12 protein-coding genes, 1 pseudogene and 1 riboswitch are annotated in these 16,964 nt (G+C 70.6%); of the genes and pseudogenes, 8 read left to right on the forward strand and 5 right to left on the reverse strand.

The features are described from left to right. Positions 1-5: 5 nt before the first annotated feature. From ACFXI3_RS03575 to ACFXI3_RS03590, 4 genes are all read right to left on the reverse strand, one after another. On the reverse strand, positions 6-1,511 hold the full coding sequence (locus tag ACFXI3_RS03575; protein WP_378397802.1) for a flavin monoamine oxidase family protein: 1,506 nt from the start codon (positions 1,509-1,511) through the stop codon (positions 6-8). A 316-nt stretch (positions 1,512-1,827) separates the two neighbouring features. After that, positions 1,828-2,142: a hypothetical protein gene (locus ACFXI3_RS03580; protein ID WP_378397803.1), complete on the reverse strand. Its 315-nt coding sequence runs from the start codon at positions 2,140-2,142 to the stop codon at positions 1,828-1,830. After that, complete coding sequence (locus ACFXI3_RS03585; RefSeq protein WP_378397804.1) at positions 2,142-2,306, reverse strand: hypothetical protein; 165 nt, start codon at positions 2,304-2,306, stop codon at positions 2,142-2,144. The genes ACFXI3_RS03580 and ACFXI3_RS03585 overlap by 1 nt, the downstream gene beginning before the upstream one ends. 319 nt (positions 2,307-2,625) lie before the next feature. After that, a riboswitch (M-box (ykoK) riboswitch) is annotated at positions 2,626-2,803 on the reverse strand. Positions 2,804-3,029: 226 nt separating this feature from the next. Further along, positions 3,030-3,764, reverse strand: coding sequence for a TetR/AcrR family transcriptional regulator (locus tag ACFXI3_RS03590; RefSeq protein WP_378397805.1), 735 nt, complete (start codon positions 3,762-3,764; stop codon positions 3,030-3,032). Between the two features lie 283 nt (positions 3,765-4,047). Between ACFXI3_RS03590 and ACFXI3_RS03595 the strand changes: the two genes are divergently transcribed. Both ACFXI3_RS03595 and ACFXI3_RS03600 read left to right on the forward strand, forming a co-directional pair. Continuing rightward, complete coding sequence (locus ACFXI3_RS03595; RefSeq protein WP_378397807.1) at positions 4,048-5,022, forward strand: ATP-binding cassette domain-containing protein; 975 nt, start codon at positions 4,048-4,050, stop codon at positions 5,020-5,022. After that, positions 5,019-5,891 carry an ABC transporter permease gene (locus ACFXI3_RS03600; protein ID WP_378397808.1) on the forward strand — a complete coding sequence of 291 codons (873 nt, stop codon included), beginning with the start codon at positions 5,019-5,021 and terminating at the stop codon, positions 5,889-5,891. Before ACFXI3_RS03595 ends, ACFXI3_RS03600 begins: the two co-directional genes overlap by 4 nt. 602 nt (positions 5,892-6,493) lie before the next feature. Here ACFXI3_RS03600 and ACFXI3_RS03605 read toward each other — a convergent pair. Beyond that, the gene (locus ACFXI3_RS03605) at positions 6,494-7,570 is read right to left on the reverse strand and encodes a BTAD domain-containing putative transcriptional regulator (RefSeq protein WP_378397809.1); all 1,077 of its coding nucleotides are present in this window, start codon (positions 7,568-7,570) and stop codon (positions 6,494-6,496) included. A 448-nt stretch (positions 7,571-8,018) separates the two neighbouring features. On the opposite strand from ACFXI3_RS03605, the gene lanKC reads away from it, so the two are divergent. From lanKC to ACFXI3_RS03635, 6 genes and pseudogenes are all read left to right on the forward strand, one after another. Further along, positions 8,019-10,601: a class III lanthionine synthetase LanKC gene (lanKC, locus tag ACFXI3_RS03610; RefSeq protein ID WP_378397811.1), complete on the forward strand. Its 2,583-nt coding sequence runs from the start codon at positions 8,019-8,021 to the stop codon at positions 10,599-10,601. 4 nt (positions 10,602-10,605) lie between these two features. Beyond that, the gene (locus ACFXI3_RS03615) at positions 10,606-10,734 is read left to right on the forward strand and encodes a SapB/AmfS family lanthipeptide (RefSeq protein ID WP_116203144.1); all 129 of its coding nucleotides are present in this window, start codon (positions 10,606-10,608) and stop codon (positions 10,732-10,734) included. Between the two features lie 66 nt (positions 10,735-10,800). Next, positions 10,801-12,735 (forward strand): prolyl oligopeptidase family protein, encoded by a 1,935-nt coding sequence (locus ACFXI3_RS03620; RefSeq protein WP_378397813.1) that lies wholly within the window; start codon positions 10,801-10,803, stop codon positions 12,733-12,735. After that, positions 12,732-14,378 carry an ABC transporter transmembrane domain-containing protein gene (locus ACFXI3_RS03625; RefSeq protein WP_378397814.1) on the forward strand — a complete coding sequence of 549 codons (1,647 nt, stop codon included), beginning with the start codon at positions 12,732-12,734 and terminating at the stop codon, positions 14,376-14,378. The genes ACFXI3_RS03620 and ACFXI3_RS03625 overlap by 4 nt, the downstream gene beginning before the upstream one ends. Then, on the forward strand, positions 14,375-16,069 hold the full coding sequence (locus ACFXI3_RS03630) for an ABC transporter ATP-binding protein (RefSeq protein WP_378397816.1): 1,695 nt from the start codon (positions 14,375-14,377) through the stop codon (positions 16,067-16,069). The genes ACFXI3_RS03625 and ACFXI3_RS03630 overlap by 4 nt, the downstream gene beginning before the upstream one ends. Continuing rightward, a pseudogene (locus ACFXI3_RS03635) lies at positions 16,066-16,964 on the forward strand (tyramine oxidase); the annotation flags it as partial. The gene ACFXI3_RS03630 and the pseudogene ACFXI3_RS03635, both read left to right, overlap by 4 nt.

Below are 16,964 nucleotides of genomic sequence, written 5' to 3' on the forward strand. Positions count from 1 at the left end.
ATTGCTCAGTTTTCCGGCCGAGCCGCACGCAATTCCCGCGCTCGGCGATGCGGGCGGACCGCGTTCTCGCGTGGTTGGCGAGCCCGCGGACCGCCTGATTGCCCGGCGGAGGCCAGCCGGTCGGCAGCCTCCGCGTCGATCAGGGCGGCGATGTCCGCCGCCGCCCGTTCTCCGGCGACAACCGCGCCCTCCATCGAGCCCGCCCACACCGGAGCGGCCTCCGAGCCGGCGAAGTGCAGCCGCCCAGCCGGGGCGGCGTAATCCGGCCCGCACGTGGTGAGCAGTCCGGGAGACCAGATCGGGACACAGCCGGACGTCCAGCGTTCCTCGGTCCAGTTCATCTCGTGGTACTCGTCGGGGTGCAGAGCCTCCGGCCCGAACGCACGGGCAAGCCCGGCGAGGACGGCCTCGCGGCGCCGGTCCGGGTCGCTCGGCATGGGGTCGGGCAGGTCCGCGCGGATCCCGCCGTCGCCGCGCGCGAAGCCGACGAGGGTGCCCTGCCGCTCCCCCGGCGGAGTGTCGTCGAAGGTCAGCATCAACGGCGCGCTGTCGCTCATGCTCGCGCCGCTGAGGCCCTGACGGCGCCAGAAGGGCTCGGGATAGACCACATGGACCTTGTAGGCGTGCATCATCGACATCCGCTCGCTCATCGTCCGCTGCGGCAGCGGAAGCTGCGGATCCAGCCGGATCGCGGCGCGATCGGGAGGACTCATCGCGAGGACAACGCGGCGAGCGCGATAGGTGCGGCCAGGCGTATCGACCTCGACGCCCGCGTCGTCTTGCCGGATCGCCAGGATCGGGGACCCGAGGACGACCCGGTCCCCGAGATCGGCCGCCATCCGCCGGCTCAACTCCGCCGATCCGCCGGTGAACGACCTCTCGTCACCGCCGGACAGCGACGCGAGGAGGGTCTCCACCCCGCCGATCAGCCGCAGGTGACGGGCGACGAAGAGCAACGACAAGTCGCCGGGAGGAGACCCGAGGGTCAGCGAGGAGACAATGGCCCAGAGCGTCCGCGCCGTCGCCGTCGCGGTGCTGCGGCGCACCCAAGACTCGAAGGTGAGGGCGTCCAGTTTGGCCGCCTGCGGCGTCCCCAGCGCGTCATCGCCCGGGCAGCGTTTGCACAGCCGGTCCAGCCGGAGCAAGGACTGCGCGAAATCCGCCGACCCCAGCGGATCCGCGGCCCACGGCATCGATCCGCTGAATGCGATGACGCGCCCGCGCCGCTCGAACACGGCCTTTCCGTGCTCGTTGTGCGGCCAGGACGGCACTCCGAGTTCTTCCCCCAGCGCGATGAGCCGCTGGTACTCGGGGCCGACCAGCTGCCCGCCTTCCTCGACGAGCCGCCCGTTCCCGAGTTGATGGACCTTGGTGCGCCCGCCGACCCGGTCGCGGGCCTCGAGCACGCGCAGGGACGTGACGCCCGCCTGGCTGAGCCGGCGTGCCGCAACAAGCCCGGAGAGGCCGGCCCCGACCACGATTACGTCGACCGGAGCGTTCTCGCGTTCCATGAATTCCTCGCTCTTTCGCCCAGACCTTGTGTCGCCGTTCACTGTCGTGACCGGGGTCACCTTCGCTCTACGCCAACACCCACCCCCTGCCGCGCGGCGGTGGTGCAGTGTTCACCAGGGGCTGTCGGCTAACCCGGCGCCGCCGGGCAGAACGGGCATCAGCGCCGAGATGATCGATCCGGCGTTCTGGACGGGCGTGTTCTTCCATCTCGACCTGCTGCTGTACGTGCCGAGCGAGCCGTCACGGCCCGACAGTGCGGCAGGTCATTAGCGAACTGACGCTCTGGATCAACGCAGGGCGGACTCGCCCGCGGAGTCAGTACCTCGGGTACAGCTCCGGCCCGGGCAGAGCGCGTCCTCCGTCGCGCCGCCCGGCGTGGAACAGCAGGGTTCGCGCCTGGTCCCGGGTCACCCCGAGGCAGCCGCACAAGGTGCCGAGCGAAGCGCCGCGCTCGGCCAGGATGAAACCGACGTAGAGCACCGCCGGGGACACCTCCGGCAACTCGGCTGCCAAATCCGGCGGGAGCGAGCACAGCAAGTCGCGCTCGAACTCCCGGCGAGCCTCCGCCAGCAGCTCTTCGCACCCGTCCCCGCGGCGACGGCGAAGGCACCGGGTCAGCACTGTCCACATCAGGCTTCACCGCACCAGCGGGCACGCAGCCGACGCGTGCCGTTCTCGTCGAGCACCGGCTCCCAGATCATCCGCAGCCGACGAGGCTGCTCGATCGGACGGCGCGGGGCCGGCGGGGTCGTCTCAGCGTGCGGCTGGCGGACGCCGGTCAGGATCCTTGTCATGAGTCCTCCCAAAGATTGATCGATCACGGATGTGCGGCGACTGTGCGACGGACTCACGGCCCTCACCTCCTTCGCGCATTGACGGACCAGCTGGACTGCGGCCGACCGTGTTTCGGGCAGGCGCGAACCCCGCACCGGAATCTCCGGGCGGGTCGAGCGTCAGGCTCGGATGCCGGGTACAGGCGGGGACGCGAGGGTGAAGGGGCTGCTTCGCCCCGGGCGACTTCGGCTCATTCCCTCACCCCCCTTGCCGTCTCGGGCACCAAACCGGTCGATGCCCGCGCCAAGACAGGGGATCGCGTTCCACCGCGAGCGGCGCACCCCTGCACGTTCGTAAGAGCTTTGGCACTGCCCGGCGTATCCGCGCACCCGTGCGCGAGAAGCCACTTGGCCTCACCCCTTAACCCGGGGAGAGGTGTCCTGACCGTGGGCGTCTCTCGACGTCGTGGGGTCAGTGGCCTGTGTCCGGACAGACGCCTCACCTAACGAGGTGCCGCTCCGCCAGTGAACACCTCCACGGCCACCACTGTCAAATACTTGTACAAGTGTTGTAGACAAGGGCCGCGACGTTGCTGCCGCCATCGGCGACCGCGGACGGCAGGACCTGAGGGCGAAGGCCAAGGGAGCGCTGGGGGTTTGCCGCCCAGGCCGAACTTCCGGCGGTAGTCGCCGAACATCCTGCGGACCGGCACAGCCAGCCGGTCCGAGTTGCGTCGGGCGGTCTCAGCCGGAAGCGGACGCGCCGGCCCTCGTCCGGATGAGCGCCTCGATCCCGTCCAGGATGCGGTCCAGGCCGAAGACGAACTCGTCGTCCGGGCCGTCCTCGGCGTCGATCGCTCCGGCCTCCAGTGCCGCGGCCACGGCGGGGAACCGGACCGGGTCGAGGACTTTGCCCAGCATCTGGCCGTAGAACGACATCGCCTCGCCATGCTCGGCTCCGGCGGAGGCGAAGGCGTCCGCCACGTCGGCGATCACCGTGGCCTCGCTCCGGACGAACCCGATGAGCAGCATCATCACCGAGAGCTTCTCCCGCTCGCCGAGTCCGCTGCCGTCGAGGCGGCCCAGTCCGTGTTCCAGCCAGATCACCTGGTTCGGCGTGACCGGCGGACCGCTCACCGGGATGCGCAGCACCCAGGTGTGCTCGCGCAGGACGGTGTGCAAATCCCAGGCCCAGCGGGACAACGCCGCGCGGTAGGGCTCACCGGGCTCGCCCGCGGACGGCGGCGTGCGGTACGCCGCGTCGGACATCAGGACGAGCAACTCCTCCTTGGTGTCCACGTAGCGGTAGAGCGCCATGGTGGAGGAGCCGAGTTCGGCCGCCACTCGGCTCATCGAAACCGCGGACAGCCCCTCCGATGCCGCGACGCCGACCGCCGCGTCGACGATGCGCTCCAGGCTCAGCCCTCGCTGCCGTGCCTTGCCCGGCCGCTCTCGCACTCCCCAGGCCGCTTCGATCACCGATGGCAATCCAAGTCCGCGCCGATCGCCCATGTGGTCCGCTTTCGTCGACTTAGCCAGCCCGTTTCGTCCAGCGCACATTGTAGTGCGCACTGACGCTCACGCTTCTCCGCGGCGGGGAGAACAGCCAGGTCAGCACGCGCGGTACGGAGCGACGTCCGGGGTCGCGCGAGCAGGCCGCCCGCCTCTCCCATGAACCGCGTATGCCTTACGCGTATGCTATAAACTTAACCGGGCGGCCGTTCGGAAGGCAGCGATCCATCGCTAGTTCGAGGAGAAGAATGTGACCCCGACCGGAACAGCCATCGCGGCGAGAGGGATACGGAAGAGCTACGGCTCGCTGACCGCCCTCGACGGATTCGACCTGACCGTGGAGGCGGGCACCGTGTGCGGCCTGCTCGGCCCGAATGGCTCCGGAAAGACCACCGCGGTCAAATGCCTGGCCACGCTGCTGCGGCCCGATGCGGGCAGCGCGCGGATCAGCGGGCTCGACGTCGTCTCGGACGCGGACGCCGTCCGCCGGCGGATCGGGCTGACCGGTCAGTACGCGGCGGTCGACGAGATCCTCACCGGACACGAGAACCTGGTGATGTTCGGCCGTCTCTACGGGCTGACCGTCCCGGCCGCCAAGCGCAGGGCCGGCGAACTGCTCGAGCACTTCGACCTGGTCGAGGCGGGCAAGCGGTCCGTGGCGCAGTACTCCGGCGGCATGCGGCGGCGGCTGGACCTCGCGGCCAGCCTCGTCCAGGCGCCCGAGGTGCTGTTCCTGGACGAGCCGACGACGGGCCTGGACCCGCGCAGCCGCAACCAGGTCTGGACCGGCATGCGGCAACTCGTCGAGGCGGGCGCCACCGTGCTGCTGACGACGCAGTACCTGGAGGAGGCCGACCAGCTCGCCAACCGGATCGCGGTGCTGGACACCGGCAAGGTGATCGCCGAGGGCACGGCGGACGAGCTGAAATCACGGGTCGGCGGCGACCAGGTCGACGTGATCGTGCGCGACGAGGCCTTTCTCGCCGCCGCGGCCGACGTCCTGCGCAGGCTCGGCGAACCGTCGACGGTCGAGCACGAGCGCAAGCTCAGCATGGCCGTTCAGGGCGACCGGATCACCATGCTCAACGAGATCCTCCGCGTCCTCGGCGACGCGGGCATCAACGTCGAAGACATCGGCGTACGGCGGCCGACCCTGGACGAGGTGTTCCTCGGACTGACCGGGCGGCGCGCCGGCGAACCGGAACCGGAGGGCGCGGCGTCATGACGATTTCCAGCAGCACCCGCAGTGCCGGGACGCCAGCGAGCGTCGGCCAAGCACCGCGGCCGGGCGACCGGGCGGTGCACAGCCGCGGCGGCAAGGCATGGGCGGACACCCGGGCCCTGGTGCGCCGCACCATGACCCACGGCATCCGCGAACCGATCGAGCCACTGCTCTCGCTGGTGATCCCGATCATGATGATGCTGTTGCTCGGGTACGTCTTCGGCGGATCGATCACCATTCCGGGCGCCTCGAACTACCGCGAGTTCCTGATCGCCGGGATCATCGTGATGGTCAACGCCTACGGACTGAGCAACACCGCGTCCGGCATGGCGAGGGACACCGAGCGCGCGGTCTTCGGCCGGTTCCGCTCGATGCCGATGGCCGCGTCCGCGCTGGTCGCCAGCCGGGCGATCTACGAGATGGCCCGCGGTGTCGTCGAGACCGTCGTGGTGGTGCTGGTCGGCCTGCTGATCGGCTGGAACTGGCACCACGGCTGGGGCGATTTCCTCACCGCTCTCGGCCTGCTCCTGCTGTTACGGCTGGCCTTGGTCTGGGGCGGCATTCTGCTCGGCCTGACGGTGCCCGCCGAGGCGGTCTCGCCGATCGTCTACCCGCTGGTGTTCCCGGCGACGGTCATCTCCAGCAGCTTCGTCGCCCCGGAGAAGATGCCGGACTGGCTCGGCGCGGTCGCCGAGTGGAACCCGATTTCCTCGATCGTGAACGCCACCCGCGAACTGTGGGGCAACCCCGGCGTCGGCGGCGACTCCTGGATCGTGCACCACGCGCAGCTCATGGCGGTCGTCTGGCCGCTGGCGATGATGGCGCTGTTCATCCCGTTGGCTGTCCGGCGTTTCCGCCGGGTCACGGCCTGACTCGGGCTCAGCCCGCACCTGGCGGGTGGCACCGGGTTCGCGTCCTACGTCGATGACAAATAGCGGAGGACGGCGGCGGGCCGCTGGCGAATTCCGGTCCGGACTTGGGCACTGGTCGCGATTCGACGAATCCGGCTGCTTGTCCGATTTACCCTGGCACTGACAGCTTTTTGCCGCGTCGCACGCATTGTGCCCACGGTGTGCGGCGTCAGCCGGGACCGGGGCGCGCTCGGCCGGGGCATCGTGCTGGCGATGGTGCGCCGGGTGCTGGTCGGCCACCGGCTGGGCACCGCGACTGCGCCTTGCCGAGGACCTGCGCGACACGGTCGCCGCCATCGCAGCGGACAGCCGTGCGACACTCGGCACCTGAACTCCATTCGGGACTGTCCTTAGTGGATAGTCCCGAATGGATCGCGCCGGTCCCCCGGCAGGACGATGTCCATGCCCGTCCGGCCGTGCAGATCGGCCAGCCCGCGACAGCGAGCGCCGGGTCTCGGTCCTGCCGAGGTCAGGCCGTCCGCGCATCCCCTGTCCGCCAGCATGAGGTCGCGGACGTCGGTTCGACGATCGAACTGACCGGGCGAGCGAGGCGGCAGAAAAGGTCACAACGCCGCGGGCGGCCAGGCCGGCAGCGCGGCGGTCCGCGGCCGGAGAGCAGGCATCGCGCGGGGCTCGACTCCGATCTCGGCCATGGCGCGGCGATAAATGTCGTGGCGGCGGCGCGCTTCTCCGATCCGGCCCGCTGTGATCAGTACCTTGATCAGGTTCAAGTGCGCCTGTTCGTCGTAGGGGTCGTCCTCGAAGAGGCGCAAGGTGTGGCGGACAACCTCGTCCACGTCGCCGTTCGCCTGGCAGTGGTGGATCAGGGCGCGCAGCACCGCCTGGTGCAAAGCGCGCAGTTCTTCGACCGTGTGTTGTGCCCAGTCGGCATAGGGATCGTCTTCGAGGAAGTCTCCCGTGTATAGGCCGGCGGCCCGGTACATGCGGGCCACGGCATCGGTCCGGCCGGCGCGATGCGCTTCCACCGCGGAGATTGCGGTGCTGCGGAACTCCGCGACGTCGATGCTCACCAAAGCCGAGTCCAGCCAGACGGACGTGCCGTCGGTGAGCAGCGGCTGCGGATCATCTTTGGCCGGCTGCAGGACCTGTCGCACGGTACTGAGCAGCACCGACAACCGGTTGCTGGACTTGCCGGGGTCGACGCCTGGCCACAGGACTTCCATCAACTGGTCCCGGGGCGCGGGCCTGCTGCGCGAAACGAGGACTTTCAGCAGGTCTCGCGCCTTGCGTGACTGCCACGCCGTCCTCGGCACGGCGACGCCGTTTCGGATGACCCGGAAATTGCCCAGCGCGTAGATCGCCACAGTGTGCGGCGCTTCGGTCGCCGAGCGAAGGCCGTTCGCGCCGCACTCGACAGCCGGATCGAGGCCGTGCGCGGGCACCGCGGCCAGGGTGCCGACGGCGAAGCCGGGAAGCGAGACGGTCGCGGTGCCTTCCGGACGGAGGCCGTTCTCTTCTCGCGTCTCGGCGTTTTCGCGCGGCACGTCCGCACCGGCTGCGGCGAATTCCTTCAGACTGGCCACCGAGGCGGTGTCAGGCAAGTTTAGTCGCATTGATCTCACCTGGAATGCCTTTGCCTTGTTGGTCTTTTCCCGTCGAACGCCGGGACTTCCCGGCACCGAGCGGGCGGAAAACCCGGGGACACGCGCCGTCGCCGAGGCGGCCGCGGGCGGCTCAGACCATTGCGCCGGTTCCCGGCCTTCCCGTCGCCTGCCGAGCCTGCGTTCACTATCCGACCCCCATTGCTTTCGTCCGGGCGAAATCCGCCGTCTCGGCGGACTTCTGGCGCTGATTCCGCCGCTCCGGCGAAGTCTTGGGTATGCCGGATGCTCATACGCGTCCTTCGTCGAGGGAGTGCTTGGTCTGCCCACATCCAGTCGTCGGGAACCGCACTCCGTTACCACTGGAAACGAAATTGCTCCATTCGTGGGATTAGCCCCCGAATGGAGCAGCGGGCAGCCGTTTAACCCGCCGCCGAATGCCCTTAAGTGAACGCTAAGCCTGCCGGAAACCCCATTTCTTAACCTTCCGTCCGTCCGCGAATCGCAGCCGAAAGGGGTGGCTCGGATGACGGGGCAGGACGAGGCGAACTACGAGGTCTACTGCCTCGCCGACCGGCTGTTCTACGACCAGCCGACCCGTCACGCCGGCGAAAGCACGGACTTCGCGGCCGCCGCGCGCGCGGTTCCGCCCGGCTGGGCGCACGAGTCCAGCGACACCTGGATGTACTACGCGCCCGAGGACGCGCCGCTTCCGGCACAGGGCTGGAAGATCCACGTGTCGTCGCGGTTGGAGGACGCCGAACGGGTGCTGGACACGGTACGGGAATTCTGCGAAAGCAACCGAATCGCCTTCAAGTTCTTGCGCAGCAGAAATGTTCTGGTGCTGTTCAACGCCAAATCGGCATTCCGGGGATCGAGCGGAAAACTGGTCACGATTTACCCGGATTCGGACACCCGTTTCGAGGCCGTGCTCGCCGAACTGGACGGCCTGCTTCGCGGGGTAGCAGGCCCGTACATCCTGAGCGATCTTCGCTACGGCGACGGGCCGCTGTACGTGCGGTACGGCGGCTTCACCGAGCGTTTCTGCGTATCGGACAATGGCGAGCGCGTGCTCGCCATCGAAAACGCCGACGGGACATTGGTGCCCGACGTGCGCGGTCCCACGTTCGCGCTCCCGCCGTGGATTCAGCTGCCGTCGTTCCTGGAACCGCACCTCGCCGCCCGTGCGGCCGTCACCACCGCGGATCTGCCTTACGCGATCGAGAGCGCGATGCAGTTCTCCAACGGCGGCGGCGTATACCTCGGCCGGGACACTCGCACCGGCGACCGGGTCGTGCTCAAGGAGGGCAGGCCGTACGCGGGCCTCGACGTGGCCGGCCGCGACGCGGTGACCCGGATCGGGCACGAGCGCGACATGCTGGCCCGCCTCGCCGGGCTCGACGCGGTGCCCGCGGTGCTCGACTGCTTCGAACTGGGGGAACACCACTTCCTCGTCGAGGAGTTCGTCGACGGCAACCCGTTGCAGCGCCTGCTGGTGCACCGCTATCCGCTGACCCATCCCGATCCGGAGCCGGAAAAGCTGGCCGAATACGTCGAGTGGGCGCTGGGCACGCTGGCCAAGGTCTCCGCCGCGGTGGACGCGCTGCACGAGCGCGGCGTCGTGTTCGGCGACCTGCACCCGGAGAACATCCTGGTCACGGCCGAGGGCAGGCTGGTGCTGATCGACTTCGAGGTCGCCACCCTGGCCGAAGACGCGGCTCGCTCGTCGCTCGCGCACCCGGCGTTCTCCGCGCCGCCGGACCGGGTCGGCACCGAGGTGGACCGGTACGCGCTCGCCTGCCTGCACCTGGGCATGTTCGCTCCACAGGCCACCATCACCACGCGGTTCGACCCCGGCAAGGCACGGCAGATCGCGGCCTACGCGGCTGAGGTGTTCCCGTTGCCGCCGGGCGCGTTGGACGAGTCCGTGCGCGTCATCGAGGGCGCGGAGCCGGGGCCGTCCCGGATGAGCGGGCTTCCGCTGCCCGGAGTCTCCGCTTGGGACGATCTGCGGGCCGCGCTGCGAACCTCGATCCTCGCCTCCGCCACCCCGGACCGCGACGACCGCCTTTTCCCCGGCGACATCGCGCAGTTTCTGCCCGGAGGCGGGATCAGCATCGCGTACGGCGCGGCAGGTGTGCTCTACGCGCTCTCCGCCACCGGCGCCGGACGCTTCCCCGAACACGAGGACTGGCTGCGCAAACACGCGTTGACGCCGGCCGACGGCGCTGCCCTCGGCTTCTACGACGGCCTCCACGGCGTCGCGTATGTCCTGGCCGAACTGGGGCATCGGCAAGACGCGCTGAGAATCGTCGAACGCTGCCTCGCGATGCCGGCGGACGCGGCCGAACTCGGCTTGCACGGCGGGCTGGCCGGCATCGGGCTCGCTCTCCTGCACTTCCGGGCCGACCTCGGCATCGGGCCCGCCCTGTCGGTGGTCGACCAAGTCGCCGACCGGCTGGGCGGAGTGACCGATGTCCCCGAAATCAGCGGAGGCGACCATCCCCGGGCCGGGCTGATGTTCGGATCGGCCGGGCCGGCGTTGCTGTTTCTGCACGCCTACGAGCAAACGGGCGACCTCGGCCTGCTCGATCGCGCGGAAATCGCGCTGCGCCAAGACCTTCGCCGCTGCATCCGCGCCGAGGACGGCACCGTGCAGGTCGACCAAGGCTGGCGGACGCTGCCGTATCTCGACGAGGGCTCGGTCGGGATCGCGCTGGTGCTGGAGCGCTATCTGCGCCACCGCCCGGACGAAGAGTTCGGCGAAATGCTGGCCAGGCTGCGCGCGGTCACCCGGAGCGCGTTTTTCGTGCAGTCCGGCCTTTACACCGGCCGGGCCGGGATGCTCCTGGCCGCGGGGCCGGCCGGAGCGGACGCGTTGGTCCGGGGTTTGGGCTGGCACGCGGTGCCCTGCGGCGACGGGCTCGCGTTTCCCGGCGACCAGCTGTTGCGCCTGTCGATGGACTTCGCGACCGGGACGGCGGGCGTGCTGTTCGCGCTCGGTTCGGCGCTGCACGGCGAACCGGTGCGGCTCCCGTTCCTGGCCGGCCCCGAAGACCCGGATGCCACTGGGCATTCGTCAACTGACGACCCATCGAAGGAGGTGTAATCACATGGCACTTCTCGACCTGCAGGGCATGGAGGCCCCCGGCGGCAAGGGCGGCGGCGGCGGTTCCACGCTGACCGTTCTGGGCTGCGCGTCGCACACGCCGAGCAACGTCAGCCTGTTGCTCTGCCACTGACGCCCGACGGGTCCTGGGCGGACTTGGCCTCCGCCCAGGACCCTGCCCTTCGCGAAAGGAGCGGCCGTGCTCGCCGAACGCCTGCCGATTGCCGACGACCTGCACGGCCGCCTCGTGCCCGATCCCTACCGGTGGCTCGAAGACGCCGCCGGCGCGCAGACCCGGCGCTGGCAGGCCGCCGAGGACGACCGCTGGCGCGCGCACGCCGCCGCTCTGCCCGGACGTGCCCGGCTGCACGGGGACGTGCGGCGGCTGAGCGCGGTCGGGGTGGTGACGGCTCCCCTGTGGCGCGGCGACCGGCGGTTTTTCCTGCGCCAGGAACCCGGTCAGGAACACCCGGTGCTCTATGTGTCCGAATCGGACGGCACGGAACGGGCGCTCGTCGACCCGATGAAGCTGGACAACGACGGCCTGGTGGCGCTCGATGCCTGGCACCCGAGCCACGACGGCGCCCGCCTGGCGTTCCAGCTCTCCCGCGGCGGCACGGAGAACTCAGTTCTGCACGTGCTCGAAGTCGGCTCGGGCGAGCAGATCGACGGACCGATCCGGGGATGCCGGTACACGCCGGTCGCGTGGCTGCCCGGCGGCGACAGCTTCTGCTACGTGCGGGAGCGGCGCGTGTGGCGGCATCAGGTCGGCGCCTCGGTCCAGCAGGACGTCGCGGTGACCGGCCGAACCGGGTCGTTCGGGCTGGAAATCGACCGCGACGGCCGGTGCCTGGTGCTCGCCGAAGGCACCGGCCTGTGGCTCGTCGACCCCACCACCGGCGCGGAGCGGACTGTCCACGAAGGACCGGACGGCCGCGCGGCCGCGTTGCCCCACAAGGATCTCCTGTACCTCCTCACCGACAAGGGCGCGCCGCGCGGCCGGGTGTGTGTGGCCGATCAGTCCGCGCCCGCGCAGTGGCGCGAGTTGATCCCGGAAGATCCGGCGGCGGTGATCAGCGATGTCGCAGTGCTGGACGATTTCCTTGTGGTGAGCCGGATCCGGCACGCGATCGGCGAGATGAGCCTGCACGACCTCAGGACCGGCGACCGGGTCGCCGACGTCCCGCTGCCCGGTGCCGGATCGCTGGGATCGATGTCCACGCGCGGCAACGAGGTGTGGTTCAGCTACACCGACAGCGCGACCCCGGGCGCGGTCTACCGCTACGACGCGGAGACGCGCCGGACAAAACTGTGGGCGGGAACGCCCGGCATGAAAGTCCCCGACGTGCTCAGCCGGCAATTGACCGCGACGTCCCCGGACGGCACCCCGATCCGGGTCGTCGTCCTCGCGAAGCCCGGCGCCGGACCGCGTCCGACGATTCTCTACGGCTACGGCGGTTTCGGCGTTCCGCTCACGCCGTCCTACTCCAGCTACATCCTCGCGTGGGTCGAGGCGGGCGGTGTCTTCGCGTCCGCTCAGGTGCGCGGCGGCGGCGAGGAGGGGGAAGAATGGCACCGCGACGGAATGCTCGACCGCAAGCAGAACGCCTTCGACGACTTCGTCGCCGCGGCCGAGCACCTGATCGCCGAGGGCTGGACGACGCCGGCGCAGCTGGGCATCTGCGGCGAGTCCAACGGCGGCTTGCTGGTCGCGGGAGCGCTCACTCAGCGTCCGGAATTGTTCGCCGCCGCGGTGTGCTCGGCGCCGGTGCTCGACATGGTGCGGTACGAGCGGTTCGGCCTCGGTCCGCAGTGGCGCGAGGAGTACGGCTCGGCCGCGGACCCCGAGCAATTGGCTTGGCTGCTGGGCTATTCGCCGTACCACCGGGTGGAGAAAGGCGTCGCTTACCCCGCTGTGCTGTTCACGACGTTCGGCGGGGACACCCGGGTAGACCCGATGCACGCCCGCAAGATGTGCGCGGCGCTGCAATGGGCGACCACGAGCGGGCGGCCGGTGTTGTTGCGGCATGAGCCCGGCACCGGCCACGGCGCGAGTTCGGCTACCCGGGCGATGCGACTGGCGGGCGACCTGCTCGCGTTCCTCGCCGAGCACACCGGGCTGGACCTCTCATGATCACTTTCGGCGATGTGGTGCGGCGCGCGGGCGGCTGGCTGCCGTTGATCGGGCTCGCCGGCCTCGTCGGCAGCCTCGGCACCCTCGCGCTGCCTACCGTGCTCGGCCACGCGGTCGACGCGCTGATCACCGGGCACAGCCGCGGCGTCTGGGTGGCGGCCGCCGGGGTCCTGATCGCCGTCAACGTCGTGTTCGACGTGGTCGACGCCTACGCGGGCACCGCCTGCGTCGCCGGGACCACGGCGTGGCTGCGCGATCGCGTCGTGCGGCACGTGCTCGCGATCGGTCCGGCCCGCGCCGCCCGATTCGAGACCGGCGACCTGGTCACGCGGGTCTCCGGCAGCGCCGTCGAGGCAGCGCAAGCCGGGCCCGCCGTCGTCACGACGATCTCGGCCGCGCTGCCGCCGATCGGCAGCCTCGTGTTGCTGGCCTGGATCGATCTGTGGCTCGCGCTCGCCTTGCTGATCGGCCTCGCGCTGGTGGTGGCCGTGTTGCGGACATTCGCGCTGCGCAGCGCGGCGGTGCTGGTCGCCTACCAGCAGACGCAAAGCGCGATCGCCGCCCGGCTCGCCGAATCCCTGGGCGGGGCCCGGACAATCGCCGCCGCGGGCACGGTCGGCGCGGAAGAACGCCGGGTGCTGGCGGACCTGCCGAAGCTGCACGAACACGGCGCCGGCACCTGGCACGTCCTCGCGCGCTCCAGCGCGCAAGCCACCTTGGTCGGCCCGCTCGTGCTGGTCGCCGTCCTCGCCGCCGGCGGCCTCGAGTTGCTGCGCGGCCGGATCACTCCCGGCGAACTGTTCGCCGCCAGCCAGTACGCGGTGATCGGCGGCGGGCTCGGCGCGTTGACCGGGGTCTTCAGCAGGCTCGCCCGCGCCAAGGCGGGAGTGCGCCGGGTCGGCGAAGTTCTCGCGACAGAACCGGTTTCCTACGGCGCCGAGGCGTTGCCGGACGGCCCGGGCGCCGTCGAGTTCCGCGGCGTGACTGTGCGCGCGGACGACGCGGTGTTGCTGGAGGACGTGAACCTGAGCATCCCCGGCGGGGCGGCGGTGGCCGTCGTCGGCGCTTCCGGCGCGGGCAAGTCGGTGCTCGCAGAGGTCGCCGCGCGCCTGCGCGCACCGGACGAAGGCGAGGTCCTGCTCGACGGAATCGCGCTGGCGGCACTGGATCATCGCGCGCTGCGGACCGCGGTCGGATGCGCGTTCGAGCGGCCAGTGCTCGTCGGCGCGTCGATCGGGGACGCGGTGGCTGCCGGGCGCGAGATCGACGTGCGTGCCTCGGCTCGCGCCACGCACGCGGACGAGTTCGTCGGACGGCTCCCGGACGGCTACGCGACACCGCTGGCCGACGCTCCCCTGTCCGGCGGCGAGCACCAGCGGCTCGGCCTGGCCCGCGCCTGGCCTGCCCGGCGCCTGCTGGTCCTCGACGACGCGACGTCCAGCGTGGACATGGTCACCGAGATGCAGATCGCCCGCACCCTCACCGACGACCACGGCGAACGCACCCGGCTGATCGTCACGCACCGCGCGGCGACCGCGGCCCGCGCCGACCTGGTGGTCTGGCTGGCCGGGGGCAAGGTCGTCGCGACCGGCACCCACGACGAACTGTGGGCGCGGCCCGGTTACCGGGAGGTCTTCGGATGAAGCGCGAAATTTCCTTTGGCCTCAAGGCGATGCCGCGCGGGCCGGTGGCGGCGTTGCTGCTGTGGTCGGTGCCCGAGGCGCTGCCCGCCGCGCTGTCCGGGTTCGCGGTCGCGCACGCGGTCGACTCGGGTTTCCTGGCCCATCGCCCGGCAGTGGGCCTCGCGTGGCTCGGTCTGCTGCTCGTGGCCGCCGGACTGGGCGCCATCGGCTCGCGACAGGTGTACCGGCTGCTCGGCGCGCTGGTCGAGCCGTTCCGCGACACGCTCGTGCGCAAGGTCGTCAGCGGAGCGTTGGGGCACGCGGTGCGCGGGCGTGCCGACGACGGGGCCATCGCGCGGCTGACGCACCAAGTCGAGATCGTCCGGGACACCTACGCCGGGCTGATCGTCGTGCTGCGCGGTTTTCTCGTCACCGTCGTGGGCGTGGTAGCCGGAATGGGGTCGGTCGACCCGGTCATCGTGGCCTTGCTGCTGCCGCCGTTCCTGCTGGGCCTCGGCCTTTTCCTGGGCACGCTCCACCTTGCCGCCGAACGATTCCGCCGATCCGTGCACGCCGACGAGCGCCTCGCGGTCACCGCGGGAGCCGTACTGGCCGGAACTCGCGACATCGCCGCGACCGGTGCCGAAGAGCACTCCGCGGACCTGGTCGCCGGGCCGATCCGGGCGCAGGCCGACGCCGAGCGCGCGATCGCCACCGTCACGGCGGCCCGCACTCTTTGCCTGGCAGTCGGCGGCTGGGTGCCGCTGGTGGTCCTGCTCGTCGCCGGACCGTGGCTGGTCAGCCGCGGCCTGACCGCCGGCGCCGTGATGGGCGGGCTCACCTACGTCCTCATCGGGCTCCAGCCGGTACTGCGCAACCTGATGACCGCGGTCGGCGGAAGCGGCCTGCGGTACGTCGTCACCGTCGGGCGCATCCTCGACGCGGCTGAGCTGCCCGCCGAACCGGAGCGCCGGGCCGAAGCCGGCCGCAGCGGCGAACTGACCGTCCGCGACCTCACTTTCGCCTACGGCTCGCATGCCGAACCCGTGCTGAGCGGGCTCGATCTCGTCGTGGCGCCGGGCGACCACCTGGCCGTCGTCGGTCCCAGCGGCATCGGCAAGTCGACGCTGGCCGGGCTGCTCTGCGGATTGCTGCGCCCCACCGCTGGCGAGGTCCTGCTCGGCGACGTGCCGGTCTCCGACCTGTCCGCGCCACGGCTTGCTCAGCTGCGCACGCTGATCCCCCAGGAGGCCTACGTCTTCGCAGGCACCGTCTGGGACAACCTGACCTACTTCGCGCCGGACGCCGACCCCGAGCAGGTGGCTCAGGCCGTCACCGCGATCGGCGCGGACGAGCTCGTGGCCCGGCTCGGCGACGAGCTCGTGCCCTCGGCGTTGTCGGCAGGCGAACGGCAGCTGATCGCGCTGGTGCGCGCCTACCTCTCGCCGGCCTCAGTGGTGGTCCTGGACGAAGCGACCTGCCATCTCGACCCGGCTGCCGAACGCCGGGCAGAGGAGGCGTTCGCCCGGCGCGACTGCACGCTGATCGTGATCGCGCACCGGATCAGCTCGGCGTTGCGCGCTCGCCGGGTGCTGGTGCTCGACGGCACCGGCGCCGTCGCCGGAGAGCACCGGACACTGCTCGAAACGTCTCCGCTCTACCGAGACCTGCTCGGTCACTGGAACCCCGATCGCCGCCTGGAGGAAGTGTGACGACCGCCAATCCGCTCGCGCCGCTCACGGCCGACGAGATCGCGGCCGCGGCCGCGATTCTCAAGGGAGCCAAGGGGCTCGGTGCCATGGTGCGGTTCATCAGCATCGAACTGCACGAACCGGCGAAGCGCTCGGTGCTCGACGGCGTCCCGGTCGACCGCGAGGCGTTCGCGGTCCTGCGCGACCGGGACAGCCGCACCACGATCGAGGCCGTCGTCTCGATCACCCGCGGGGAACTGCTGTCCTGGCGAGAGGTTCCCGGCGCGCAGCCGGGCTTCTCCCGCGACGAGTTCGCCGACTGCGACGCGGTCCTGCGCTCCGACCCGCGGTTCCGAGAGGCGTTGCGCCGCCGGGGAATCACCGACCTGGACTCGATCGCGATCGACCTGTGGGCGGCGGGCAACACCGGCCCGGCCGAGGACCCGGCACGGCGGCTGATGCGCCCGCAAGTCTATGTGCGGCAAGGGATGTACGACAATCGCTACGCGCACCCGGTCGAAGGACTGACCGCGCTGGTCGACATCGACCGGATGGAGGTCGCGGAACTCGTCGACCACGGCGTCGTACCGATCCCGAACCGGCACGGCAACTACATCCCCGAACTGATCACCGGCGAGATCGAGGGCTACCCGGACAACGTCCCGGCGTTCGCCGCGACCCGCGACGACCTGCGGCCGCTCGAGATCACGCAACCGGACGGCCCCAGCTTCACGCTGAACGGCTACGAGCTGAGCTGGCAGCGCTGGCGCCTGCGCGTCGGCTACACCATGCGGGAAGGCCTGGTGCTGCACCGGATCGGGTACGACGACGGCGGGCGGGAGCGGCCGATCGTGTACCGGGCCTCGATGTCGGAGCTTTACGTGCCCTACGGCGATCCGAACCCGTCGCAGCGGGT

The organism is Amycolatopsis sp. NPDC059235, from assembly GCF_042754125.1.
GTDB classification, from domain to species: domain Bacteria; phylum Actinomycetota; class Actinomycetes; order Mycobacteriales; family Pseudonocardiaceae; genus Amycolatopsis; species Amycolatopsis albidoflava.

Coding starts and splice junctions, on each gene's coding strand:
- ACFXI3_RS03575 (WP_378397802.1), bottom strand. CDS start 1,511: ATGGAACGCGAGAACGCTCCGGTCGACGTAATCGTGGTCGGGGCCGGC.
- ACFXI3_RS03580 (WP_378397803.1), bottom strand. CDS start 2,142: ATGTGGACAGTGCTGACCCGGTGCCTTCGCCGTCGCCGCGGGGACGGG.
- ACFXI3_RS03585 (WP_378397804.1), bottom strand. CDS start 2,306: ATGACAAGGATCCTGACCGGCGTCCGCCAGCCGCACGCTGAGACGACC.
- ACFXI3_RS03600 (WP_378397808.1), top strand. CDS start 5,019: ATGACGATTTCCAGCAGCACCCGCAGTGCCGGGACGCCAGCGAGCGTC.
- lanKC (WP_378397811.1), top strand. CDS start 8,019: ATGACGGGGCAGGACGAGGCGAACTACGAGGTCTACTGCCTCGCCGAC.
- ACFXI3_RS03615 (WP_116203144.1), top strand. CDS start 10,606: ATGGCACTTCTCGACCTGCAGGGCATGGAGGCCCCCGGCGGCAAGGGC.
- ACFXI3_RS03625 (WP_378397814.1), top strand. CDS start 12,732: ATGATCACTTTCGGCGATGTGGTGCGGCGCGCGGGCGGCTGGCTGCCG.
- ACFXI3_RS03630 (WP_378397816.1), top strand. CDS start 14,375: ATGAAGCGCGAAATTTCCTTTGGCCTCAAGGCGATGCCGCGCGGGCCG.